This is a genomic window from Streptomyces sp. UNOC14_S4 (assembly GCF_020740835.1).
In the GTDB taxonomy this organism is placed as follows: Bacteria; Actinomycetota; Actinomycetes; order Streptomycetales; family Streptomycetaceae; genus Streptomyces.
The window spans coordinates 1-22,776 of sequence record NZ_JAINFC010000063.1; the positions used below are offsets into that span (position 1 = coordinate 1).

Sequence of the window (22,776 nt, forward strand, 5' to 3'; positions counted from 1 at the left end):
GGCATGACCTGGGCCAAAATGGCCGACGGACCCGACGGCACCGTCCAGGTCGGCGGCCCGGGCGGCACCCCGAGCAATCCCTACCAGGGCGACACCCCGGCGAGCGCCGTGCTCCCCGTCCTCTGCCTGAAGGTCGACGGCAGCCCCGTCCCCGACGGCATCACCCCCGGCTTCTACACCGGCTGGGCCCAGGGCACCGTCGCCGCCAGCAGACCCGTGCGCGGCTCGCGCCTCAACAGCAGGAACGCCGCCGACAGCGTCTGCCAGGCCGAGTTCGGCGCGGGCTGGCGCATGGCCGAGTTCCACGACGGCCACTACGGGCCCGACCTGAGCCAGACCGGCGGCTGGACGTTCTGGGCCTACGGCAACCTGCCCGCCAACACCCGCCTGTGGACCGCCATCAACGACCAGCGCGCCAACCCCTGGGACTGACCCGCCACCGCCGGGCCCGGACAGGCGCCGGTCATACCTGCCGTTCCAGCAGATACGCGCAGAGCTCGGCGATCTCGTCCACCGCGCCGTCCACGCGCGCGACCGCGCCGAGCCGGTCGCGCGCCGCGGCCACCTGACGGCGGGCCTCGGCCAGCGCGAACTCCCGCCCGCCGGCGTCCGCCACGAGCACGGCCGCGCGTTCCGCGTCGGCCGCCGACAGCGGGCCCGGCGAGCCGAGCAGGCGCGCGAGCCGGGCGGCCGCCGCCCCGTCCAGTGCCATGGCGGCCAGCACGGGCAGTGTCTTCTTCCCCCGGCGCAGATCACTGTGGACGGGCTTGCCCGTCACCAGCGGATCGCCCCAGATGCCCAGTACGTCGTCGACCGCCTGGAACGCGATCCCCAGCAGCCGCCCGGCCTCCGCGAACGTCCCCACCACCGGCGGGGACGCGCTCGCGAGCGCCGGGCCCAGGGCCATCGCGCAGCCCAGCAGCGAACCCGTCTTGCGGGCCGCCATGTCCCGGTACTCCGCGACGCCCACCGCCTCCGGGCCCGTCCACGGCCGCGTCTCGAACAGCAGGTCGTCCGCCTGGCCGTGCACCAGCTCGCCCAGCGTCCCGGCGAGCAGACCGACGGCCCGGCCGCCGTGCTCCCCGCCCGCCTCGCTCAGCGTGCGCACACCGAGCGCGAACAGCGCGTCGCCCGCCAGCACCGCGGGCCCGGTGCCGAACGCCTTCCACACCGCGTCCCGGTGCCGCCGCCGCTCGTCACCGTCCATGACGTCGTCGTGGATCAGCGAGAACGTATGGATCAGCTCGACCGCGACCGCCGCGGGCACGGCATGCTCCACCGGCGCGCCCACCGCCTCGACGGCCAGCACGGCGAGCGCCTGCCGCACGCCCTTGCCGCCGTTGCCGCTGCTCGGCGTACCGTCCGCCTCGCACCAGCCGAACGAGAACGCGGCCATCCGGCGCGGCTCGGGGTGCAGACTCTCCACCGCCGCTCTGAGCGCGGGTTCGACCAGCTCCCGGCTGCGCGCGAGAGCACTGATCCGGGGCGCGGTCGCGATCGTCCGGAGTCCGGCGTGCATGGTCATCGGGTTTCTTCCCCCTGTGGTGGCGCTGGTGGTGGACCGGTGCCGGACGCGGGCGGTGGCCCGTCCGGCGACCTGTTACGGGCAGTGGCCCGTTCGGCGACCCGTGTTCAGCCCACGGTCAGGACGCCCAGCTCGGCACGGGCCTTGTCGACCATCTCGCGGGCGTGCTGCAGGCCGAGCGAGCCGAGCGCGCGGTGCAGCGCGTCCAGGTCGGCCGCCGTCTCGGCACGGTCACGGCCCAGCCGGGCGCGGGCCTTGACCCACCCCAGCCGGGCGAGCGCCTCGCCGCGCGGCTCGCCCATGGCCCGGAACTCCTCCAGGGCCCCGCTGTAGCAGTCCTCCGCCTCGGCGTACCGGCCCGCGCGGAAAAGGACGTTGCCGCGCATCTTGTGGTTGTACGCCAGCGCGCTGACCAGCCGCATCCGGGAGCAGATCGCCTCGGCCCCGGCCAGCAGGCCGAGCGCCCGGTCCGTCTCGCCGCGCAGCGAGAGCACGTCCGCGATGCCGCGCAGTGCCCACGCGCGCCCGCGGGCGTCGTCCGCCCTGTCCGCGATCTCCGCGGCCTCCTCGAACATGGCCAGGGCCTTGTCGTACGCGCCGGTGTTGCGGTGCATCTGCGCGATGCCCTCCAGCGCCCATACGGTGTGCCGGGCCTCGCCGCGCCGCCGGGCCTCCGCGAGCAGCTTCTCGTGCAGCTCGCCCACGGCCTGGTAGTCGCCCTGTATCCGGCCCGTCTCGGCGAGCCCCGCCAGTGAGTAGCCGCGCGCCACGATATCCCCGCCCCGCTCGGCGAGTTCGGCCGCCAGGGACAGCCGGCGCCGGGCCAGTGCGAGGGCGCCGCGCTGCCGGGCCAGCGTGCCGCCGCTCCACACCGCCCAGGCCATGGCCCCCAGGTCACCGGCCTCCCGGGCCGCCCGGTAGCTGGCCTTCCAGGCGGCCTCCGCCTCCTCGGTACGGCCCAGGCGCCGGTACGCCTCGGCGGCCGCCAGCCCCGCGTGCGCCGACTCCGGCGCGGTGCCCGCCGCTTCGGCCTCCCGGCGCCGCTCCAGGGCCTTCGCCAGCACCTCCTCGAGCGAGGCGTTCACCGAGAGGTTGCCCAGGGAGCCCCGGTATTCGGGCGCGAATGCCTTGCCGTACATGCCTGCCTGCCTCACTTCGGGTTCATCGACGGCGGTGAGCCGCTGATCAACGACGCTAGGCGGCCGACAGGCCGGGGAAATCCGCCCCGGAGTCGGTGTCCTGTACATCTGAAGACCGGTGCGGGGGCGGGATGTCATACGTGAGATGTACGGGACCCAGCCGACGGGCCGTCAGAACACCGGCTGGGCAAATGTCAAGAGACCGGAGCACGATTCCCGGACAGCCCCGCAGGGGGTTGCACACCGTTCAGCCGGATGATCATCAACACCGTCCGGACTGGTAGCTTCAGGTCCTGATCAGGACCTGATCCTGAGCCACCCCCACCCCCGTAAGGATGCGACGTTGTCCCGTACCCGCGCCCGCCGTTCGAACCGACGGCTCGCAGGATCCGCGATAGCCTCCGCGGTCGCTCTGGCCGTACTGCCCACCACCCCGGCCTTCGCCGCCGACTCGGCCACCCCGCACCTCGACGCGGTCGAGCAGACGCTCCGTCAGGTCTCGCCGGGGCTCGAGGGCGACGTGTGGGAGCGCACCAGCGGTAACAAGCTGGACGCCTCCTCCGCCGACCCGACCGACTGGCTGCTCCAGACCCCCGGCTGCTGGGGCGACGACAAGTGCGCCGAGCGCCCCGGGACCAAGCGGCTGCTCGCCAAGATGACCGAGAACATCTCGAAGGCGACGCGCACGGTCGACATCTCCACGCTGGCGCCGTTCCCCAACGGCGCCTTCCAGGACGCGATCGTCGCCGGCCTCAAGTCCTCGGCGGAGGCGGGCAACAAGCTCAAGGTCCGCATCCTCGTCGGCGCCGCGCCGATCTACCACATGAACGTCGTGCCGTCGAAGTACCGCGACGAGCTGAACAGCAAGCTCGGCAAGGCCGCGGGCAACATCACGCTGAACGTCGCGTCGATGACCACGTCCAAGACGGCGTTCTCCTGGAACCACTCCAAGCTCCTGGTCGTCGACGGCCAGTCGGCCGTCACCGGCGGCATCAACGGCTGGAAGGACGACTACATCGACACCGCGCACCCGGTGTCCGACGTCGACCTCGCCCTCACCGGCCCCGCCGCCGGTTCCGCGGGCCGCTACCTCGACCAGCTCTGGTCCTGGACCTGCCAGAACAAGAGCAACATCGCGAGCGTCTGGTTCGCCTCGTCGAACGGCGCCGACTGCATGCCGACGCTGCAGAAGGACGCCAACCCCAAGTCCGTCCCGGCCACCGGCAACGTGCCGGTGATCGCCGTCGGCGGCCTCGGCGTGGGCATCAAGGACAAGGACGCGTCCTCGGCCTTCCGCCCGGACCTGCCGAGCGCCTCCGACACCAAGTGCGTGGTCGGCCTGCCCGACAGGACCAACGCGGACCGCGACTACGACACGGCCAACCCCGAGGAGAGCGCCCTGCGGGCGCTGGTCGCCAGCGCCAAGAGCCACGTCGAGATCTCCCAGCAGGACCTCAACGCGACCTGTCCGCCCCTGCCGCGCTACGATGTCCGCCTCTACGACACCCTCGCCGCGAAGCTGGCCGCGGGCGTCAAGGTCCGCATCGTCGTCAGCGACCCGGAGAACCGCGGCGCGGTCGGCAGCGGCGGCTACTCGCAGATCAAGTCGCTGTCCGAGGTCAGTGACCTGATCCGCAACCGCCTCGCGCTGCTCCCCGGCGGGCAGCAGGGCGCCAAGGCCGCGATGTGCAGCAACCTCCAGCTCGCGACCGCCCGCAGCTCCGACAGCGCCAAGTGGGCCGACGGCAAGCCGTACGCGCAGCACCACAAGCTGGTCTCCGTGGACGACTCGGCCTTCTACATCGGCTCCAAGAACCTGTACCCCTCGTGGCTCCAGGACTTCGGCTACATCGTCGAGAGCCCGGAGGCGGCCAAGCAGCTGAACACGAAGCTGCTCGCGCCGCAGTGGCAGTACTCGAAGGCGGGCGCCACGTTCGACTACGAGCGCGGTGTGTGCCAGGGCTGACCGGGCCCGGATGAACGAAGGGGCTCCTGCCCCGCGTCCCGTACGGACGCGGGGCAGGAGCCCCTGTCTCTGTCTCTGTCTCTGTTTAGAGGATCCCCAGGTCGTAGAAGAGCTGGTAGCGGCGCGGGTCGTCCGGCAGGAACCAGTGGAAGCCCTCCAGACAGAGGACCGCGACCAGGTTCACCGCGGTGACCAGCGCGACGAAGGCGAGTACGAGCATGCCGGCCGTACGCTGCGGGAACGCCGGGACGGTGGGGCCCGCGGTGAGGTGGGCGAAGGCCATGACGACGCCGATGGCCACCATCGAGAGCATGAACAACACCCACGCCCACACATACAGGTGCAGCCCCAGCACCGGGGAGCCGTAGCCCTTGTCGCCCGGCAGGATGTGGAGCATGGTCTGCCGCCAGGACGCGAACCCCCCTGCCATGCAGGCCACCACGGACAGGCCCCAGCCCGTCATGTAGTCGCGTCCGGTGATCGTGCCGCGCATGCCCTGGCGTACGACGTACCCGGCGCCGAGCGCGGCGAGCAGCATGAACATCCGCTGCACCATGCACAGCGGGCATGGATAGTCCCAGGCACCGAACTGCACGGACAGCCCGCCGCAGACCACGGCGGTCCAGCCGACGGCGAAGAGACAGGCGAACCAGAACTGAGCCTGCGCCAGGAGGCCGGCAGGGTGGGGCTCGGCGGGGGAGACGGTCTGCGCGGTCGTCATCAGTAGCTCAGTCCCAGCTTCAGGCTGCTGGTGATGTGGTGGGCCAGCAGGAAAAGGGTCACGACCAGAAGCACCCACCACGAGCCCAGCACGATCATCCGCCCTCTGCGCCCCGGGGCCTGTCTGAACAGGGCGATCACCAGGGCCAGCAAGCCGGCGAAAATGAGTGTGTCCACAGCGGCGGACCGTACTGACGGCGGCCGCCCCCCGGCGGGAGCACCGCGAGGACACTCCCGGTGCTCCGCCCGATCAGCGTAAGCGCCGCGCGGCACCTGGCGGCACCCGGCGGCATCGGACCGGTCGGCCTTGTCGGCTCGGCTTCACGCCCGGCCGATTCCGTGGGTGACCGGATCGGGGTCGGCAGGGGGCGTGCTTCGCACCTTCAGATGAACTCTGCCGGATGGGCGCATCCCGCCGCGAGCTCTGGGCATCGTGCTCCTTGTTGACGCTCCTTGTTGACGGAAGGAGCCGTTGTGACCGTCTCCGCCACCGACCGCGACACTCCTGAGCGCGGCTCTCCCGGTCCCGGCCTCCGATGAACGGAACACGGGTCCTGGCCCGTACGGGAGACCCCGCGTCCCCCGGCGGCTACGAGGTCACCCTCGCCGCCGACGAACCGGGCGTGCGCGCCGCGCAGCGGCTCCGGCACGCCGTCTTCACCGAGGAGTTCGGCGTCGGCGCCGTGACCGGGGCCGACGGCCGCGACGTGGACGCCTTCGACGCGTTCTGCGACCACGTCGTCGTCCACGCGACGGCCACCGGGGAACTCGTCGGCACCTACCGCCTGCTGCCCCCGCGGGCGGCGCGCGCCGCCGGGAAGCTCTACGCCGACGGCGAGTTCGACCTCGGCGCCCTCGCGCCCCTGCGCGATGACCTCGTGGAGGCCGGGCGCGCGTGCGTCCACCGTAGCCACCGCAACGGCACGGTGATGCTCGTCCTGTGGGCGGGCATCCTCACCTATCTGACGAGGCGTCAACTGTGCTGGCTGTGCGGCTGCGCCTCCATCCCCCTTGACGACGGCGGCAGCCGGGCGGCCCTCGCCTGGCGGACGGTGCGGGAGCGGCACTACGCGCCCCTCCCGCACCGGGTGAGTCCCCACGTCCCCTGGCGGGCCCGCGTCGGTCCAGGGAGTCCCGGCGGCGTTCCGGGGGACCCCGGCAATGCCCTGCCCCCGCTGCTCCGGGGCTATCTGCACCTGGGCGCCCGGGTCTGCGGGCCACCGGCCTACGACGCGGCCTTCGACGCCGCCGACCTGTTCGTCCTGCTGTCCCTGGACCGCGTGCACCCCGACTACCTCCGCCTGCTGCGAAGGATGAGCCAAGGATGAGTGAGGGATGAGCGGATGACGGCTCCGTGCCCCGCGGCCGTCGCGCCCTGGCGGCCGCTCTCCCCCTGCGGGCGCGGCTGCCTGTGCCCCGCACCGCCGACCGTCGGACACCTGCGCCGGGCGGCGCGGATCGCCGCGTTCCTGCTCCTGTTCGCCCACGTGCCCCTGCTGGCCCTGACGAGACTCGCCGGACACCGGGTGTCGGACGGCGCGTACCGCTGGTTCATGCGCGGCGTCCTGCGGTCGGTGGGCGTCCGCTGGACGGTGACGATCCGCGGAGCGCATGCCCCCACAGGCCCCGTGGCCCCGCTGGTCGTCGGCAACCACACGTCGTGGCTCGACGTCTCCGTGCTCCCCGCCGTCCTGCCCGTACGCCTGGTGAGCAGGGCCGATCTGCGCCGCTGGCCGGTCATCGGCTGGATCGCCGCCATCGGCCGCAGCCTCTACGTCGACCGCGACCGGCTGTCCACGCTGCCGGACAGCGTCGCGCGCGTCGCCGAGGCGCTGCGTCACGGCGACGCGGTCGCCGTGTTCGCCGAGGGCACCACCTGGTGCGGCGCCGCCGGAGGCCGCTACCGTCCCGCCGTGTTCCAGGCCGCTCTCGACGCCGGGGCGGCCGTGCGCCCGGTCGCCCTCCGCTACCACGTCGCCGGTACGCTCACGACCGCCGCTTCCTACGTGGGTTCCATGACCGCCGCGGAGTCCCTGCGCAACACCGCCGCGATCCGCGGGCTGGCCGTCGACGTCACCGTTCTGCCCCTTATTCCCCCGGGCGCGGCACTCGACCGCCGCGGCCTCGCCGCCCTCGCCGAACGCGCGGTCGACGCCCACGGCCCGGTGTCCCTCCGCTGCTCGCTGCGGCACTGCGCCTGCGCCGTACCGCACGCGGTGTGCACCCGTTGCGCACGCAATTCCCGTGAGAACGAACCTGTCGCGAACGAATCGATGGCGGAGGACGACGATGAGCAGCAGCGCTTACGAGACCCTGACCGAAGCCCTCGTCACCCGCATCGGTGTCGATCCCGAACGGCTGGCTCCTGAGCGCACGTTCGCGGAGCTCGCCCTGGACTCCATGGCCCTGGTGGAACTGGCCGTCGCGCTCGACGGACACGCCGACGCCGGGCTTCCGCTCGAAGGCCTGAGCACACTGACCCTCGCCGAGGCCGCGGACCTGCTGTCCGCGCCGACGGCCGGACGATGACGAACGGCGACGTCGCCGTCACCGGCCTGGGGCTCGTCACCCCGGCGGGCGTCGGGGTGGCCGCCACCTGGGAGGGCCTGCTGGCCGGCAAGTGCCGTGCCGCCAGGGACCCGCTGCTGGCCGGACTGCCGGTCGACTTCTCCTGCGCGAGCGCCTTCGACGCGGCCGCCGCGCTGGGACGGCGGTCGGCGGCCCGGCTGGACCGGTTCAGCGCCATGGCCCTGGCCGCGGCCCGTGAGGCCGTCGCCGACGCCGGTCTCGACACCACCGCGTGGGACCCGCTGCGGGTCGCCGTGGTGATCGGCGCGAGCACCGCGTGCATGGAGCACTACGACCGGGAGTTCGCGTGGATGGCCGCGGGCCGCCCCGACCGCGTCTCACCCATGGCGATCATGCGCAGCATCCCCAACATGGCGGCGGGCGAGGTCGGCCTCGACCTCGGCGCCCGCGGCCCCAACCTGGGCGTCTCCACCGCCTGCGCCTCCGGTGCCACGGCCATCGGGGTGGCCCGCGACCTCGTACGGGCGGGCAGCTGCGACATCGCCCTGGCCGGGGGCAGCGAATCACTGCGGGCCCGCAGCACCGCCGTCGGCTTCCACCAGATGCGCGCCCTGTCGGCCCGCGGCCACGACCCGGAAGGCGCCTCGCGGCCGTTCGACGCCGACCGCGACGGCTTCGTCCTCGGCGAGGGGGCCGGGGTGCTCGTCCTCGAACGCCCCGCCCACGCCCGCGCCCGCGGCGTCCGGCCCAGGGCCCTGCTGCGCGGGTACGGGGCCTCCTGCGACGCCCACCACACCGTCGCCCCGCACCCGGACGGGCGGGGCGCGGCGGACGCCCTGCGCGCGGCGCTGGCCGACGCGGATCTGGCACCCGGCGACGTCGACCACGTCAACGCCCACGGCACCGCCACGAGGATCAACGACCTCACCGAATACCGCGCCCTCGCCCGGGTGTTCCGCACCCCGCCGCCCGTCACCGCGCCGAAGAGCGTCCTCGGCCACTCCGCGGGCGGCTCGGGCGGCATCGAGGCGGCGTGCGCCGTCCTCACCCTCCAGTACCAGCTGATACCGCCCACCGCGAACCTCGACAACCCCGACCCCGACCTCCCTCTCGACGTCGTCCGCACGTCCCCGCGCCGGGTGCGGCTGGCCACGGTGGTCAGCAACTCCTTCGGCTTCGGCGGCCAGAACGCGGTCCTGGCCTTCAGTACGGCGTGAGCGCCCAGTACGGCGTGAGCGCCGTGCCGAAGGGCCGGCCGGGGTGCCCGGGCCGGCCCCTCTCACCTATCTCAGCTACGGGGTCAGCGCAGCGCGGTTATCGCCGCTGCCGGGCCCGGCTTGCCGTTGTCCTCCGGGACCTTGCCGCAGTACCCGGCCTCCAGCAGGGCGTTCGAGTCGCCCGACCAGTCGCCGTTGAAGTTGAACGCGGCGGTGTGCTTGCCGTCCGGGGTGGCGGCCACCATGGAGGCGGAGCCGGGGATGCCGCCGCCGTGGGCCCAGATGTCCACCCCGCACGACAGCTTCTGCGCGTAGACCCCGAGGCCGTACGAGGCACCCGGAAGCCGGCCGCGCGTCGACACCGTGGTGAGCAGTTCGCGCTGCTGGGGCTGGGGGAGGAGCTTGCCGCCGAGGAGCGCGCGGTAGAAGGTGTTGAGATCGCCGGTGGTGGAGATGATCTCGCCTGCCGCTCCGGCCCACGACGGGTTGAAGTCGGTGACGTCGTAGATCTTCGCGTCCGGTGCCGGCTGTATCTCCAGCTTGCTGTAGGCGCGCCCGTGCGGGTTCGGCATCCACGGCGAGGCGCCGGGGAGCGTGGTGGCGCGCATGCCCAGCGGCTTGAGGACGCGGCGCTCGATCTCGGTGGCGTACGAGTGCCCGGAGACCTTCTCCACGATCATGCCCGCGAGCACGTAGTTGGTGTTGGAGTAGTTCCAGCCCTCGCCCGGCCGGAAGTCCGGCGCGTGCTTCATGGCGATGTCCACCAGTTGCCGGGGCGTCTTGGTGTCGAAGCGATGCCGCTGGAAGTCCGTGGTCAGCGCGGCGACGACGGCCGGATCCTGGGTGTAGTTGAAGATCCCGCTGGTGTGGTTGAGCAGCTGGCGCACGGTGATCGCGCGTCCGTCGTGGCCGCCCCGCACCACGCCCGGCAGCCAGTGGTCGACCGTGTCGTCCAAGCTGATCCTGCCCTCCGCCTCCTGCTGGAGCAGGACGACCGAGGTGAACGCCTTGCTGATGCTGCCGACGCGGAAGCGGTCCTGCGCCTGCCGCGGCCGCTGCGTGTCGCGGTCCGCGACCCCCGCCGACCCCTGCCAGACGTCACCGCCGTCCTCGGTCCGCCCCAGCACGCCGGGCACCCCGCCCTTCACCTGTGCCTCCATCGCGGCGCGGAGGGCGGAGGCGCGGTCCTGTGCCGAGGCGGATGAGATGGACGATGCCGACGTGGCCGATGCGGACGACGTGAGGACCGTCGCGGTCGCCGTGGCGGCGACCAGCGCGCCCACCAGTGCTCTTCGAACCGTGCGTACCGTGCATACCGTGCGAACCGTCATGCGATGCAGCCTTTCCCCTCCGGTTGGTGTGTACGACGGGCAGGACTCCGTCAACACCGTTCCGGTTGAGTGCGGTTGCTCGCAAGGGGGCGGAATCAGGCCATGGTCGGGCGCCCCGGGAGCAGCGTGCGGTGGGCCGGGAGCGCCTGCTCCCGGCCGAGCCCGCAGACGGCGGCGAGCCGCTCTCGCGGGTCCTCGGGCAGCTCCGGCCGCCCCCGCCGCGCGGTTCCGGATGTGCTGCCGGTCAGTGCTCTGCCCTCCGTCGATGCCGTTTCCGTATGCGTACGGTAACGCACCGTCGCGACCGTTCGTTGGGTGGGCGGCACGTGTAGCTTTGCCGTACAGCCGTGCCGTCGACCCCGCGCGGCACGTACCCCGTCACCCGCGTGATGTACTGCCGTGCCGGTACCGCCCTACCGATACAAAGGACGCCCCACCCATGCCGTACGTGCGCCATTGGCTGCGCAACTCCATCCTGCTGTTCGCTGTCGCGATCACGCTGGGACTGGTCGCCGCGCACACCCGCCTGATCCAGCCGCACGACCTCAAGCTGGACCGCACGATCCAGACCCATCTCCGTGCCCCGTGGCTGAACCATGTGATGGAGGGGATCAGCGCCCTCGCCTCGCCGGTGGCGGGCGTGGTGATCCTCGCGCTCTGGAGCGGCTGGCTGCTGTTCGTGCGCAAGCGGCCGATGCGCGCCGCGGCCACGTTCCTCGTCGTCGCGGTCGGGTGGAACAGCACCCAGGTGGCGAAGGCCATCGTGGCCCGTCCCCGGCCGCCCCGCCAGTTCATGCTCGACCCCGAGATCGGCTCCAACAGCTTCCCCAGCGGCCACACGGCTTTCACGGTCGCCGCGGTGGTCGCCGCGTACTTCCTCCTCCGTGAGACCCGCCACCGGCGGACGGTCGTGGTCTGCGGCGTGCTCGCCGTGCTGCTCGTCGCCTTCTCCCGCATGTACGTGGGCGCCCACTACCCGACGGACACCCTCGGCTCCGTGCTGATCGCCGGTTCCGCGATCCTCTTCGTGACGGGTGTCTGGCACGCGTGGCTGCTGCCCCGGCTGCACAAGGTGCCGCTGATGGAGCGCTACGGCCTCTCCCGCGAGCTCGCCGAAGAGGAGTACGACGCCGCCCAGGAGCACGCGTACGGTCACGACGGTCACGCCCACGGCGCCGTGCCGCGCTCCCGCCGCCGCGCGGGCGGGCCGCCCGCCGCGGGGGGACGTCACCGCAGGCACGCGGGCCGACGCTGACGTAACCCGCGTATCCCGCGTATTCCGCGTATCCCACGTATTACGCCAGAACTGAGGGCCGGTCGCCGGGGGCGACCGGCCCTCAGCCGTCCCCAGGGGCTCTGAGGCACAGCCTTCCGAATTTCTGCAACGGGTTCTACCGTGTCCGCCGTCACCCGCAGCGTCGGCGAGACCCTGGAGGGCCCATGGACCTCGATCAGACCCCGGAACAGCGGAAGCTGCGCGCCGAACTGCGGGAGTACTTCGCCGCCCTGGTCCCCGACGACGCGGGCGCCCGGCACGCCGACCCCGCCCGGCAGAAGCGCTTCTACCGCGACACCATCCGCAGGCTCGGCGCCGACGGCCGCCTGGGCGTGGGCTGGCCGAAGGAGTACGGGGGCGGCGGCATGACCCCCGCGGAACAGTTCGTCTTCTTCGACGAGGCCGCACAGGCCGGGGTGCCGCTGCCGCTCATGGCACTCAACACCGTGGGCCCCACGCTCATGCAATACGGCACCCCCGAGCAGAAGTCGTACTTCCTGCCCCGCATCCTCTCCGGGGAGATCGACTTCGCCATCGGCTACAGCGAGCCCGACGCCGGTACGGATCTCGCCTCGCTGAGGACCCGCGCCGTGCGCGACGGCGACGAGTACGTCGTCAACGGGCAGAAGATCTGGACCACCAACGGCGACAGCGCCGACTGGATCTGGCTCGCCGTACGCACCACGCCCGTCCGGGAAGGCGTCCCGCCCCACCGCGGCATCAGCATCCTCCTGGTCCCGACGAACGCGCCCGGCTACTCCTGCACCCGTATCGACACGCTCGCCTCCCACGGCACCACCGCCGGGTACTACCAGGACGTCCGGGTGCCCGTGCGCAACCTCGTCGGCGAGGAGAACAAGGGCTGGCGCCTGATCACGACCCAGCTCAACCACGAGCGCGTCACCCTCGCCGCCCACGGCACCGCGGCGATCCGCGCCCTGCGCGACGTACGCGAGTGGGCGGCACGGACCCGCCTGTCCGACGGCCGCCGCGTCCTCGACCTCGGCTGGGTCCGCACCGGGCTCGCCCGCACCCACGTACGGCTGGAGGCGATGCGCCTCCTCAACTGGCAGATGGTCGACGCCCTCCAGCACGGCACCCTCACCCCCCAGGACGCCTCCGCCGCCAAGGTCTACGGCTCCGAGGCCCGCCGCGACGCCTACGCCTGGCTGATGGAGATCGTCGCCGCGACGGCTCCCCTCAAGGAGGGTTCCGCCGCCGCGGCCCTCCACGGCGAACTCGAACGCGGCTACCGCAGCGCGGTCATCTTCACCTTCGGCGGCGGCAACAACGAGATCCAGAGGGAGATCATCTCCTGGATCGGACTGGGGATGCCGAGGGTGCGGCGCTGACCGGCGAGGAGAGGAACGCGGCTATCGCCGTCTCGCGGTATCCGTAGAAGCGCCCGCGGGCGGCGTCGTCGTCCACGGGAGGGACGTCGCCCCACTCGACCACATGGCACGTGTCGCGGTACGGGGCCCACCGCAGCCGCGGCGCCGGAAAACCGGGACGGTGCGCGAGGAGCCCGCGCACCGCCAGGCCGACGGTCACGTTCGGGACGGGGAAGTAGCCGCCGCGCCGCGGCCCGCCGACGGGGACGGCGAGCAGGGGCACGCGGGCGATGCGGACGGCGACGCCGGTCGCGAGTACGGAGGGGTCGGCGAGCAGGTCGCGGAAGTACGCGTAGTCGTACGCGGCGGTCACGGGCAGGACGGTGAGCGGCGGGAGCGACGGAGCGGTCACCGGCCGTCGTCCCTGACCCGGGCGAGTGCCCGCTGGAGATCGCGCAGCTCCCGGACGCTGCGCGCCAGCCCCCGGCAGTAGGCGAAGGCGCTCTCCAGCCCACAGCCGGGGCCCACGTTCCGCGCGCGGTGAACGGCCTCGTCGGCGACCTCCTCGACGGCGGTACGGCGGGGGTCGCCGGGCAGCAGCAGTTCCCGGGCGTCGTGCGTGACCCGGGGAGCGAGGGTGTCGATGCAGCGGCGGAGTTTCAGCGTCGACGCCTCGACGACGCCTGCGGGCGGCGAGCCGGCCGCGCCGAGGACGAGGCCGATGATGTGCTCGATCTCGGCGTACTGGCTCCGGACCGGCTGGGTGTCGAGGTGTCGTCCTCCGACGGGCATGGCAGATGTCTCCTTGGAGCGGAACGTGGGGGCAGCCGGAACCATGGGGCGCCCGAGTTGGCCTGAACCTCTCCGTGTGCGGTGCCGCTCGACGGGCATCACAGCGTCAGGCGCCGAGAGCCAGGGCGTCCGGTTCCGCTGACCAGTATCTGCCCGGCCCCCTATGCTCGACCACGTTCAGGGCTTGAGCGACGTACTCAGTCATCTGGGGGATACAACTATGGCAGCCCTACGGCCACTTGACTCATACCTGGTCCGGGTCGCCGAGCTGGGGAACGCCATCCGTGAACACCGTCTCGCCAAGGGCTGGAAACAGGCCGAGCTCGCCAAGGCGGTCGCCTTGTCGCCCACGGCGATCTCCCACTTCGAGAACGGCAGCCACGTGCCACGTCGTGACGTGACTCGCCGCATCGATGACGCCCTCGATGCAGGTGGACGCCTGTGGAGATTCCGGGATGAGCTGGACGACAATCCTGATGCCAAATGGATCGCGCGATACCTCAGAGAGCAATCGAAAGCGGCTACGATCCGGCAGATCACCGGATTCGTCCCAGCCATGCTGGAGACGGAGGAGCACACGCAGCTGGCCTTGGAAGCCGGTATGCCGTTCTACGGCGGAAACCTGCAAGACAAGATCGACTACCGAGCCAAGATGCGGGCGATTCTGCGCAAGCCGCAGCCACCGACGCTCCGTGTCGTGATGTGGGAATCCGCACTGCACACCATGGCGGGCGACACCCGGGTCAAGAGAGAGCAACTGCTTCATCTCATCAAAAGATCGCACGACCCAAATGTCGAACTCCGCCTACTGCCGTTCCACATCGGCAGCATTTTCATGTACGAGGGATTCGCAACGATCATCGGTCGCCCTCGGTCAAGCCCTCTCGCACATCGGGCGATTGGTCGCCTGGGGAAGTTCACGACCAACCAGACCTCCGTCGCAGAGCTCACCCGTCTTTACGACCACCTACATGACTTGGCCCTTGCGCCGGACGAATCGAGAGCTTTCCTTCGCAAGACCGTTGAGGAGTTGCCCCCATGCCCATAGCCCGACCCGACCTGACAATGGCTTCCTGGCGCAAGAGCACCCACAGTCAAGGCGGCGGCGGCTGCGTCGAGATCGCCGAGCAATACCCGGGTGTGACGCCGGTCCGCGACTCCAAGGACACGAGCCGCACACCGGTCGTCGTCCCGCGCGCGGCCTGGGGCCGGTTCGTGACCGCCGTCGTGGCCACCCACGGCGATCTGTCCACCTAGCACTACAGCCGTTGCGATCACGGCGAGTGGGCTCGGGCTGTCCGTGTGCGCCAGTGGCCCGTGCGGGTCCGGTTTTAGGGGTGTCTGTCGCCGGGTAGCCACTGATATGCCGTTTGACCGGTCCATATGGGAACCGCGATGCCGTGATCTCATCCGCACTCATCGAGTGCCTGGAGCCTGCCTGGGCGTGCTGGTCGATGGCGAGGCACACGAACTGGCGGTCGGTGTGCTCGATCTGGTCACCGGCGCCCCCATGGCCACCGACGTGCTGTTCCAGATCGCTTCGCTCACCAAACCGTTCACCGCGACCCTCGTCATGCAACTGGTCGGCCACGGCCTCCTGTCCCTCGACACCCCGGTCCTGGACGTCCTGCCGGAGCTGCGCCTGGCCGACCCGCGTGCCGCGCGACAGATCACCGTCCGGCACCTGCTCGGCCACACCAGTGGCATCGAGGGCGGGTTCTTCCCCGACACCGGCGGCGGGGACGACTGTCTGGACCGCTACGTCACCGCCTGCGCCGGGCTCGGCCAGTGCCATCCGGTCGGCGCCACCGTCTCGTACTGCCACAGCGGTTACGTCCTCATCGGACGTATCGTCGAACGGGTCACCGGACAGGTCTGGGACAGCGCGCTGCGCGAACGGCTGCTGGACCCCCTCGGCCTCCGGCACACCGTGACCCTGCCTGCCCAGACGCGGGGCTTGCGCCTGAGTCCTGGACATGCCGGTGACTTCGACGCGCCGTATGTATGGCGTCTGGAGCCGCCGCGCTCGGCGGGGCCCGGCGGGGGCATCCGCACCACCGTCGCCGACCTCCTCGCCTTCGCCCACGCGCACTTGCACGACGGCGCGGGGATCATGCCGTGTGCCCTGGCGGCCGCGATGCGCGCACCGTACGCCAAGGTGCCCGACCACTGGACCGCCGAGCACCGCGGCCTGGGGTGGCTGCGGTACGGCTGGGGAGGGCGCGAGGTGTACGGGCACGCCGGGCATGGCCCCGGCCAGTACGCGTTCCTGTACCTGGTCCAGGACCGGCGGCTGGCCATCGCCCTGCTCACCAACGGAGGCGACTCCCTGGCCCTGCGCACCGACCTGTGCGGCGCGCTCCTCGACGAGCTGGCCGGACTCACCATCCCCCGGCTCGTCGTGCCCCCTTCACCACCGGACGTCGACGTGGTGCCGCTCACCGGCACCTACCGCAACATCCTCTCCGTCGTCCGCGTCGAAGCCGACCGCAACGGACTGCGGGCCTTCCCCCGCTACGCCAGCGCCATCGCCGCCTTCCAGCCGCGCAGGACCCGGCTCGTCCCCGTCACCCGCACCGTCTTCGCCGGACACGACCACGCCCACCGCGACCCGCGCGCATGGACCTTCTACCGGCTCCCCGACGGCACCCCCCATGTCCTGGTCGGAGGTTCCTCCATCCCCAAAGTCGGCTGACCGCCCGAGAAAGGAACGGCATGCGCGTAGCGGTGGCATCGGCACCCGGCACGGAGCAGGATGTGAACGAGGACGCCGCGTTCACCGGCCCCCACGCCGCCATCGTCCTCGACGGGGTGTCCGAGCCCCCGAGCAGCCCCTCCGGCGGCTCCTGCGGTGCTTCTTCCGGCTGTGCCCACGGCACACCGTGGTACGTACACCACCTCGGCAGCCGCCTCCTGGACCTCTCCGCGGACTCCTCCCGGTCCCTCTCCGAAGCCCTTTTCCAGGCCATCGCCGACGTCGCCGCTCTGCACCGCGCCACCTGTGCCCCGGGCCCGCCGTGGGCACCCGCCGCCACCGTCGCGATGATCCGCCGACGCGGTGGCCTGCTCGACCATCTCGTCCTCTCCGACAGTTCCCTCGTCCTCGACCTCGGCGACACCGGCATCCGCGTGATCACCGACACCACTCTCGACGACCTGGCCCGTACCCACCTCCGTGCCGCGCTCGCCGACGGGACACCGGCCGACCCCGCCGCACTCGTCGCACGGCTCACGGAGCTCCACCGGCAACTGCGCAACCGGTCCGACGGTTACTGGATCGCCTCGACCGTCCCCGAAGCCGCCCATCACGCCCTCACCGGCACGTGCCGGATCTCCACCGTCCACCGCGCGGCCCTGCTCACCGACGGCGCGAGCCGCCTCGTCGACACCTTCCGCCTCCTCACTTGGGCCCAGCTCCTCGACACCCTCCAGCATGAAGGCCCGGCCGCCCTCATCGCCGGGACCAGGACAGTCGAACGAACAGACCCCACCCGCACGCGCTGGCCACGTTTCAAGACACACGACGACGCCACCGTGGTCCTCGCGGAGTTCGCCCCATGAACCCCCGCCTGCAACGGGAACCACCCTCCTCCCGGCGAACTCGCCGACGAGCTGCGGGCGGTCGCCGGTGTGACGCGAGGTCCGTCACGACCGGTCCGGTGCAGGTGGAGGCGCCATGCCACACTGGCTGCAACCACGTACTCCCGGGCGGGGCTCCGGCTCCCGCTGTGTCGACATCACGCCTATTTGAGCAGCTTCATCGTCCACTCTCGCTGCTCAGCGGTGTCCGGGACGGCGAGCCCGCGAGCTCGTTCGATCCGGTTCCAGGCGGTGTCAGGGTCGACGCCGTTGAGGATGAGGAGTGCGGCCGCGAGGAGGGATGAGCGTCCGATGCCGGCTCGGCAGTGGGTGACGACGTGTGCGCCGCCGTGCAGCCGTTCGGCCAGTTCGTGCAGGGTGGGCAGGACCATGGTGCGGTCGGGGACGGTGCGGTCGGGGATGGGTATCGCGACGAATTGCAGCCCGGCCGCCGCGGCTGCCCGGGGTTCGTCCGCGAGGCCGAGTTCGTCGAGTTCGGGTCCGGTGAGCGCGCAGACCAGGACGTCGACGCCGTAGTCCTTCAGCGCGGCCATCTCGTCCTCAAGCCATTCGTTGCCACGGGGTCTGGCCATGGTGCTCAGTCGTCCCGGGCCGGGGATGTCGATGGTGAAGAGGGCGGGTCGCATGTCAGCGGTACTTTCGGTCGGTGGAGTCAGGTGGTGATCGGACAGCCAGGGCAGGGGCGACCAGGTTCGGCGCGGAGCTCGCTCGGGGGCGGGTCGGCTGAGGTGGCCACCTCAGCGAGGTGTTCGAGCAGGCGATCGAGGGCGCTCTGGCCGTCGTCGACGGCGGCGCGTTCCTCTCCGGTGAGCGGAATGCTCACAGGTATGCGCTGCGCATTGTCCTTGGCTTCGACGAGTTGGGCTTTCGCCGATTCCTCAGGGGCGCGGAAATCGCAGAGGGCGCAGGCCGTCCGGTGCTGGCACTGTTCGAAGAACGAGTAGAAGCACAGCCCGGGACCAAGATCATATTACTGCCGTGGTTCCCCGTCCAGCGCTGGAAGTCGGCGTGCTGTCGCCGGCCGGGGCGGCCGGGGCCCGGCCCGGTGGCCGGCAGCCGTCCGGTTCACGCCGGGGCGCTACAGCTTGTCCGCCTCCCGAACGGTGTGGAGGTGGACCAGGACGTCGTATGTCCCGCCGATGGCGATCTCGGGTGTCTTGTCGTTCGGGTACTGCGTGCCGACGCTGTATGCCGGGCGCGGAATGTTCAGCCAACTGCGGGCGGCGGCAGGGGCCCTGCGCAGGTCGGCGTAGTAGTCGCGGTACCGGACCTGGTCGAGCGTGTACTCGTTCGTGCCGGGACCGGCCGGGCCGACGGTGAACTTCTTCCACTCGCCGCCGAGCGCTTGGCCCTTGGAGAGGAAGGAGCCCCGGTCGAAGGTGGTGCCGATGGCCAGGTAGTCCGCGCCCAGGGCGTCGCGGAGGAACGAGCCCTGGGTCTTCGGGTACGTAGTGGGATCGGAGGCCGCGTAGCCCGCGTGGTCGTTGTGGGCCGACAGCAGGACCCTGCCGCCGGTGCGCCGCTGCCACCATGCCGTGGTCTCGGCCATCACCTGGTCGCGGTAGCGCTGCATGGCGGTCAACGATCCCTGGTCGCCGAGGTCGACGCTCAGGAAGGTGTAGGTCTGGGCGATGTTGCGTGCGTTCTGCAGCGCGAACTCGAAGTCCTCGCCGCCTCCGGACCTCTGGCCTTGTGCAAGGTCCAGCACCTGCTTTGCTCTGGCCGCATTCTGCTGCCGCTCCGCGAGCGGCCGCTCCAGGTAGGCGATGGCGTCGTCGAGCGGGCGCAGACCGGTGAGGAGCTCGTTCAGGCGCGACGTCGACTCCGGACGGGTCCGCCGGACGTAGTCGGTGACGCTGTCGAAGACCCGTTCATCGAGCCTGGGCGCACCGATGTCGTCGCCCAGGAAGCGGACCGGGCGGTCGGGGTGCCGGCGGTTGTGGTCGCGCATCCACTGGACGAGGGTCGCGAACTCCTCACGATCCCAGGGGGATCCGGCCATCGCCTCGTGCACGACCTGCCGTGCGTCGCGGTCACCGTCGCCGCGCTGGAGGTAGTCGTCGATCCGCAGACCCGCCGACCAGCTGATCTCCAGGGCGAAGGTGGTGAATCCCTTCTGCTCGACGAGGTAGCGGAAGACCCGGTCCTTCAGGGCGAAGAACTCGTGCGAGCCGTGCGTGGCCTCGCCCACGCCGACCACCTTGGCGTCGCCGACCATCACCCCCAGGGCGTGCAGATCGGCCGTGCCGGTGCCCGGCTCCGCGGACCGCAGCGGACGGGCGATGCTGTCCAGCGCGCGGCCGGGGTCCGATGCGACGGCCGACGAGACGGCCGACGCGGACGCCATCGGTGTCGCGTGCGCAGCCGCCGCGGGGGTCAGCGTCGCGGCCAGGGCGAGAGCCGCCACCGCGAATCGCTTCCCATTGCCGATCATGTGCGATCACTCCTCAACGTGCGTGGCGTCAAACGCTGCTGAGAAGATCGTCACGTGCGTGGCGGCCCCGGCGCGCTGGGGGCGGCCCGACACCTTCCCGGGGGATAACCCCATGACCCGGGTTCCAGGGTCAGGCGCACGACCGGTCCGGTACGGGCGCAGGCCCTGGCACACTGGCTGCAACCGCGCACTCCCGGGCGGGGCTCCGGCTCCTGCCGAGGGCCGAGCGTGGTACCGACCGCCCCGAGACCCAGGGGGACTTGATGTGGGCCATACCCTTTCTCGTCTGCGGCGTACTCGTGGCCGTGGGCGCCTGGCGGCTGCGCGGGGGCGAGCCGGCGGCGCGGCCCTCGCCTCCCGAGACTCTGACAGCACACAGTTTCTCGCTGTACGACGCCGCCTATCTCGGCGGCGGCGCGCCGCGCGCGGCGCTGACCGCCCTGGTGGTCATGCGGATCGGGGGCAGGCTGATCCTGTCGCGCTCCGGCACCCTCACGGTGACCGATCCCGCGCCCAGGAACGATGTCGAAGCCGCGATCATCGCTCTGGTCGGCGACACCCGTCGGCGGGAACTGGGCGGGATGAGCAGGGAAATCCTGCGCGGCCGGGCGATCCGGGCCATCGGTGACCGGCTGGCCCGGCAGGGGCTGCTCACCGCGTCCGAACGTCCCCTTCCCGATCCCCGGCTGGCCCGGGCCCGGGTGTTCCACGGGTGGATGCTGGTGGTGGCGCTGGTCGTCGGGGTGGTGACCGTACCCCTCGCCGCGGTCACCGGAACCGGCGGACTGTGGGCCCTGTCGGCCTTTGTCCTCCTGCTGGCCCTCGGGTCCGTGCCGCTGGTCGGCTTCCGGCTCCACAGGCCCGGGCAGCCGACCGGAGCCGGCCGGGCATGGCTTGTGTCCTTGGGTGAGGACACCTCCTGGCCGACGGGCGACGTGGGCCTCGACGCGGAGACCGTCGGCCGGCTCAAGCCGTTCGTGCTGCGGCGGGCCGACGAGGTGCCCGGCCTGGAGGACGAGGAAGTACGCGCGCTTTTCGGTGAGTTCGGGACGCGTCGGCGGCCGAGGAACGCCCGTACCGCCACCGTCGGCGCGGCCAGCGGCGGTGCCGCGGGCTTCGCCGTCGTCAGCTGCGGTTGCGGCACCGGGCATGGTCACGGTGGCGATCACGGTGGCGGTGGCGGTCACAGCAGTTGCGGTGGCTGCGGCGGTGGCGGGTGCGGCGGTGGGTGCGGAGGAGGATGCGGCGGCTGCGGAGGCTGAGCGTTGCTCCGGTACGGCCGGGCGGTGGCCGTCGTCGAGCCGCCGCGTCGGCCCGTACCCTCACACCGCGCGAATGGTCCGGCCGCTCACCTCGCCCGGGACGACACGTACCCACAGGTCCCGTTTGCCCCCGGCCCATGGCCGCGCGCCGGGCCGTTCCGAAAGGGACCGGATCGTGCCGGGGTCGGTGACGTGTTCCGCCGCACCCGTGACGAGGACGCTCCAGCCGCTGCTCAGCTGTTCGTCGATGTGGTCGGCCTCGAAGGCGACCAGGGTTCCCGCAGCGACGGCTGCGGGGCCGCCGTGCTCCGTCCGGTAGACGACGGCGCACCCGTCGACCAGGAAGTTGACCGGGAGCACCACCGGGCCCGCCTCCGTCGACAGGCCCAGACGCCCGATGCCGTGCGTGCCGAGCCTCTCCCAGCACTCGCGTTCCGCCAGCCGCATCAGCACGGGGTGAGCGGCCGCCGTCCCCTGGCCCGGAGGAGCGTCCCGGCGGCCCGTCACGAGTTCGTCGTACGGCATCTGCAGCACGGCGGCGAGCCGCATGAGGGCGCCGGGGTCGAAGTCGTAGCCGATCCTGCCCAACTGGTCGAGGTAGGCGACGGACATCCCGGCCCGGCTCGCCGCCTCCTCCCGGGACAGCCCGAGCTGCTCGCGCCGGAGCGAGGCGCGCGCGGCGACGCCGTCATCACCGTCACCACCGTTCGCGGCGGCACCGGCCGCACCGCCGGTCGGCACTCCTTCGCCCTGCACGGCCGCTCCTCCTCAGACGCACCTCGCCGGGCCGTGCCCGTGGCGCGGCCCGGCGACCCGGTTTCCAGAGGAACAGAAGGAACGGCATCGTGCCAGCGCTGATCGGCCGTCCGGTACGTCCAGCCCGTCCGGCGCGAGCGGCGGAACTAGGCCGGGACCAGAGAGTGCCCCCGCGGCCGCGCGTGGGGGCGCGTCGCCACGCGCTGTTCGAGCCGGGTCCGGATCCCGGACCACTCCTCGTCGAGGATCGAGTGGAAGGCCGTACCGCGCACCGCGCCGTTCAGGCCGCGGGTGTGGGCGCGGAGGGTTCCCTCGAAGGTCGCGCCGAGCCGTTCGATCGCCGAGCGCGAGCGGGCGTTGCGGGCGTCGGCGCGGAGGGAGACACGGCGGACGCCTCAGATCTCGAAGGCGTGGCGCAGCATCAGCAGCTTGGTTTCAGCGTTGGCGCCCGTGCCCTGGGCGCGGGCGGAGAGCCAGGTGCCGCCGATCTCGACGGCGTCGGGGACGGCGGTGAGCGGGTCGCCCTCGGGGCCGCGCGGCGCGGGCGGCCCGCGGCACCGGCCCCTGCCAGTAGTCCAGCTCGCAGAACCGTGTGGACCCGAGCAGCAGGCCGTCGGCGTTCCGGGCGGTGGCGAAGACCAGAGCCTTGCTGGCCGACTGGGCCGCGAGGGCCTCGGCGACGTAGCGGCGCGTCGCCGCCGTACCGCTGGGCACGGGCGTGAAGCGGTGGCTGCTGTGGTCCTCGGCCGCGGCGGCGGCCAAGCCCTCGATGTGCTGCTCGTCGAGCGGCTCCAGCCGCACGGTGCGACCGTGGAGGACGACGGGTATGGGCATGGTGCGGTGGTTCCTTCGGCAACGGGGGCGGGGCGAGCCCGGTGGGGCCTGGTCAGTATGGGAC

The 22,776-nt window shown here is 71.9% G+C and carries 26 protein-coding genes; 13 read left to right on the forward strand and 13 right to left on the reverse strand.

Annotation, left to right across the window (positions count from 1 at the left end; translation table 11 throughout):
- Positions 1-432: hypothetical protein (locus K6I34_RS08460; protein ID WP_229323798.1), on the forward strand; the 432-nt coding region annotated here is incomplete at its 5' end.
- A 31-nt stretch (positions 433-463) separates the two neighbouring features.
- Here the strand turns inward: K6I34_RS08460 and K6I34_RS08465 are convergent.
- Both K6I34_RS08465 and K6I34_RS08470 read right to left on the reverse strand, forming a co-directional pair.
- Positions 464-1,519 carry a polyprenyl synthetase family protein gene (locus K6I34_RS08465; RefSeq protein ID WP_229323843.1) on the reverse strand — a complete coding sequence of 352 codons (1,056 nt, stop codon included), beginning with the start codon at positions 1,517-1,519 and terminating at the stop codon, positions 464-466.
- A 113-nt stretch (positions 1,520-1,632) separates the two neighbouring features.
- Complete coding sequence (locus tag K6I34_RS08470; protein ID WP_229323845.1) at positions 1,633-2,664, reverse strand: tetratricopeptide repeat protein; 1,032 nt, start codon at positions 2,662-2,664, stop codon at positions 1,633-1,635.
- A 343-nt stretch (positions 2,665-3,007) separates the two neighbouring features.
- Here K6I34_RS08470 and K6I34_RS08475 point away from each other — a divergent pair, with 343 nt between their 5' ends.
- On the forward strand, positions 3,008-4,630 hold the full coding sequence (locus tag K6I34_RS08475; RefSeq protein WP_229323800.1) for a phospholipase D-like domain-containing protein: 1,623 nt from the start codon (positions 3,008-3,010) through the stop codon (positions 4,628-4,630).
- 85 nt (positions 4,631-4,715) lie between these two features.
- On the opposite strand, the gene K6I34_RS08480 is transcribed toward K6I34_RS08475, so the two are convergent.
- Positions 4,716-5,351 carry a disulfide bond formation protein B gene (locus K6I34_RS08480; RefSeq protein WP_229323802.1) on the reverse strand — a complete coding sequence of 212 codons (636 nt, stop codon included), beginning with the start codon at positions 5,349-5,351 and terminating at the stop codon, positions 4,716-4,718.
- Positions 5,351-5,527 carry a DUF5993 family protein gene (locus K6I34_RS08485; protein ID WP_229323804.1) on the reverse strand — a complete coding sequence of 59 codons (177 nt, stop codon included), beginning with the start codon at positions 5,525-5,527 and terminating at the stop codon, positions 5,351-5,353. Before K6I34_RS08485 ends, K6I34_RS08480 begins: the two co-directional genes overlap by 1 nt.
- A gap of 359 nt (positions 5,528-5,886) precedes the next feature.
- On the opposite strand from K6I34_RS08485, the gene K6I34_RS08490 reads away from it, so the two are divergent.
- From K6I34_RS08490 to K6I34_RS08505, 4 genes are read left to right on the forward strand one after another with little or no spacing between them, the layout of a single operon-like run.
- The gene (locus tag K6I34_RS08490) at positions 5,887-6,678 is read left to right on the forward strand and encodes a GNAT family N-acetyltransferase (RefSeq protein WP_229323806.1); all 792 of its coding nucleotides are present in this window, start codon (positions 5,887-5,889) and stop codon (positions 6,676-6,678) included.
- A gap of 15 nt (positions 6,679-6,693) precedes the next feature.
- On the forward strand, positions 6,694-7,719 hold the full coding sequence (locus tag K6I34_RS08495; protein ID WP_229323808.1) for a 1-acyl-sn-glycerol-3-phosphate acyltransferase: 1,026 nt from the start codon (positions 6,694-6,696) through the stop codon (positions 7,717-7,719).
- Positions 7,640-7,879 (forward strand): acyl carrier protein, encoded by a 240-nt coding sequence (locus tag K6I34_RS08500; RefSeq protein ID WP_229323810.1) that lies wholly within the window; start codon positions 7,640-7,642, stop codon positions 7,877-7,879. The genes K6I34_RS08495 and K6I34_RS08500 overlap by 80 nt, the downstream gene beginning before the upstream one ends.
- Positions 7,876-9,096 carry a beta-ketoacyl synthase gene (locus K6I34_RS08505; RefSeq protein WP_229323812.1) on the forward strand — a complete coding sequence of 407 codons (1,221 nt, stop codon included), beginning with the start codon at positions 7,876-7,878 and terminating at the stop codon, positions 9,094-9,096. Before K6I34_RS08500 ends, K6I34_RS08505 begins: the two co-directional genes overlap by 4 nt.
- A gap of 83 nt (positions 9,097-9,179) precedes the next feature.
- Here K6I34_RS08505 and K6I34_RS08510 read toward each other — a convergent pair whose 3' ends face one another.
- The gene (locus tag K6I34_RS08510; protein WP_229323814.1) at positions 9,180-10,427 is read right to left on the reverse strand and encodes a serine hydrolase; all 1,248 of its coding nucleotides are present in this window, start codon (positions 10,425-10,427) and stop codon (positions 9,180-9,182) included.
- 95 nt (positions 10,428-10,522) lie between these two features.
- On the reverse strand, positions 10,523-10,723 hold the full coding sequence (locus K6I34_RS08515) for a hypothetical protein (protein ID WP_229323815.1): 201 nt from the start codon (positions 10,721-10,723) through the stop codon (positions 10,523-10,525).
- Positions 10,724-10,866: 143 nt separating this feature from the next.
- Between K6I34_RS08515 and K6I34_RS08520 the strand changes: the two genes are divergently transcribed.
- Positions 10,867-11,682, forward strand: a complete 816-nt coding sequence (locus K6I34_RS08520; RefSeq protein ID WP_229323817.1) for a phosphatase PAP2 family protein — start codon at positions 10,867-10,869, stop codon at positions 11,680-11,682.
- Between the two features lie 185 nt (positions 11,683-11,867).
- Positions 11,868-13,055 carry an acyl-CoA dehydrogenase family protein gene (locus K6I34_RS08525; RefSeq protein ID WP_229323819.1) on the forward strand — a complete coding sequence of 396 codons (1,188 nt, stop codon included), beginning with the start codon at positions 11,868-11,870 and terminating at the stop codon, positions 13,053-13,055.
- Here K6I34_RS08525 and K6I34_RS08530 read toward each other — a convergent pair.
- Positions 13,012-13,446 carry a DUF6302 family protein gene (locus K6I34_RS08530; protein WP_229323821.1) on the reverse strand — a complete coding sequence of 145 codons (435 nt, stop codon included), beginning with the start codon at positions 13,444-13,446 and terminating at the stop codon, positions 13,012-13,014. The genes K6I34_RS08525 and K6I34_RS08530 overlap by 44 nt on opposite strands.
- On the reverse strand, positions 13,443-13,826 hold the full coding sequence (locus K6I34_RS08535) for a DUF6415 family natural product biosynthesis protein (protein WP_229323823.1): 384 nt from the start codon (positions 13,824-13,826) through the stop codon (positions 13,443-13,445). The genes K6I34_RS08530 and K6I34_RS08535 overlap by 4 nt, the downstream gene beginning before the upstream one ends.
- A gap of 184 nt (positions 13,827-14,010) precedes the next feature.
- Between K6I34_RS08535 and K6I34_RS08540 the strand changes: the two genes are divergently transcribed.
- From K6I34_RS08540 to K6I34_RS08555, 4 genes are all read left to right on the forward strand, one after another.
- Entirely contained in the window at positions 14,011-14,874 is an 864-nt protein-coding gene (locus K6I34_RS08540) for a helix-turn-helix transcriptional regulator (RefSeq protein ID WP_229323825.1), read from the forward strand.
- A complete protein-coding gene (locus tag K6I34_RS08545) occupies positions 14,865-15,083 on the forward strand; it encodes a DUF397 domain-containing protein (protein WP_229323826.1) in 219 nt (72 codons plus the stop codon). Before K6I34_RS08540 ends, K6I34_RS08545 begins: the two co-directional genes overlap by 10 nt.
- Positions 15,084-15,189: 106 nt before the next feature.
- On the forward strand, positions 15,190-16,521 hold the full coding sequence (locus tag K6I34_RS08550; RefSeq protein ID WP_238488464.1) for a serine hydrolase domain-containing protein: 1,332 nt from the start codon (positions 15,190-15,192) through the stop codon (positions 16,519-16,521).
- 20 nt (positions 16,522-16,541) lie between these two features.
- A complete protein-coding gene (locus K6I34_RS08555) occupies positions 16,542-17,387 on the forward strand; it encodes a hypothetical protein (protein ID WP_229323830.1) in 846 nt (281 codons plus the stop codon).
- 182 nt (positions 17,388-17,569) lie between these two features.
- Here K6I34_RS08555 and K6I34_RS08560 read toward each other — a convergent pair whose 3' ends face one another.
- The 3 genes from K6I34_RS08560 to K6I34_RS08570 form a co-directional block, all read right to left on the reverse strand.
- Positions 17,570-18,052, reverse strand: a complete 483-nt coding sequence (locus K6I34_RS08560) for a tyrosine protein phosphatase (RefSeq protein ID WP_229323832.1) — start codon at positions 18,050-18,052, stop codon at positions 17,570-17,572.
- A 26-nt stretch (positions 18,053-18,078) separates the two neighbouring features.
- Positions 18,079-18,249 (reverse strand): hypothetical protein, encoded by a 171-nt coding sequence (locus tag K6I34_RS08565; protein ID WP_229323834.1) that lies wholly within the window; start codon positions 18,247-18,249, stop codon positions 18,079-18,081.
- A gap of 255 nt (positions 18,250-18,504) precedes the next feature.
- The gene (locus K6I34_RS08570) at positions 18,505-19,860 is read right to left on the reverse strand and encodes an erythromycin esterase family protein (protein WP_229323836.1); all 1,356 of its coding nucleotides are present in this window, start codon (positions 19,858-19,860) and stop codon (positions 18,505-18,507) included.
- 263 nt (positions 19,861-20,123) lie between these two features.
- Between K6I34_RS08570 and K6I34_RS08575 the strand changes: the two genes are divergently transcribed.
- The gene (locus K6I34_RS08575) at positions 20,124-21,122 is read left to right on the forward strand and encodes a TIGR04222 domain-containing membrane protein (RefSeq protein WP_229323839.1); all 999 of its coding nucleotides are present in this window, start codon (positions 20,124-20,126) and stop codon (positions 21,120-21,122) included.
- Positions 21,123-21,182: 60 nt separating this feature from the next.
- Here K6I34_RS08575 and K6I34_RS08580 read toward each other — a convergent pair whose 3' ends face one another.
- Positions 21,183-21,878, reverse strand: a complete 696-nt coding sequence (locus tag K6I34_RS08580) for a pyridoxamine 5'-phosphate oxidase family protein (RefSeq protein ID WP_229323841.1) — start codon at positions 21,876-21,878, stop codon at positions 21,183-21,185.
- Between the two features lie 435 nt (positions 21,879-22,313).
- Positions 22,314-22,712, reverse strand: coding sequence for a GNAT family N-acetyltransferase (locus K6I34_RS38590; protein WP_308293977.1), 399 nt, complete (start codon positions 22,710-22,712; stop codon positions 22,314-22,316).
- Between the last annotated feature and the right edge of the window lie 64 nt (positions 22,713-22,776).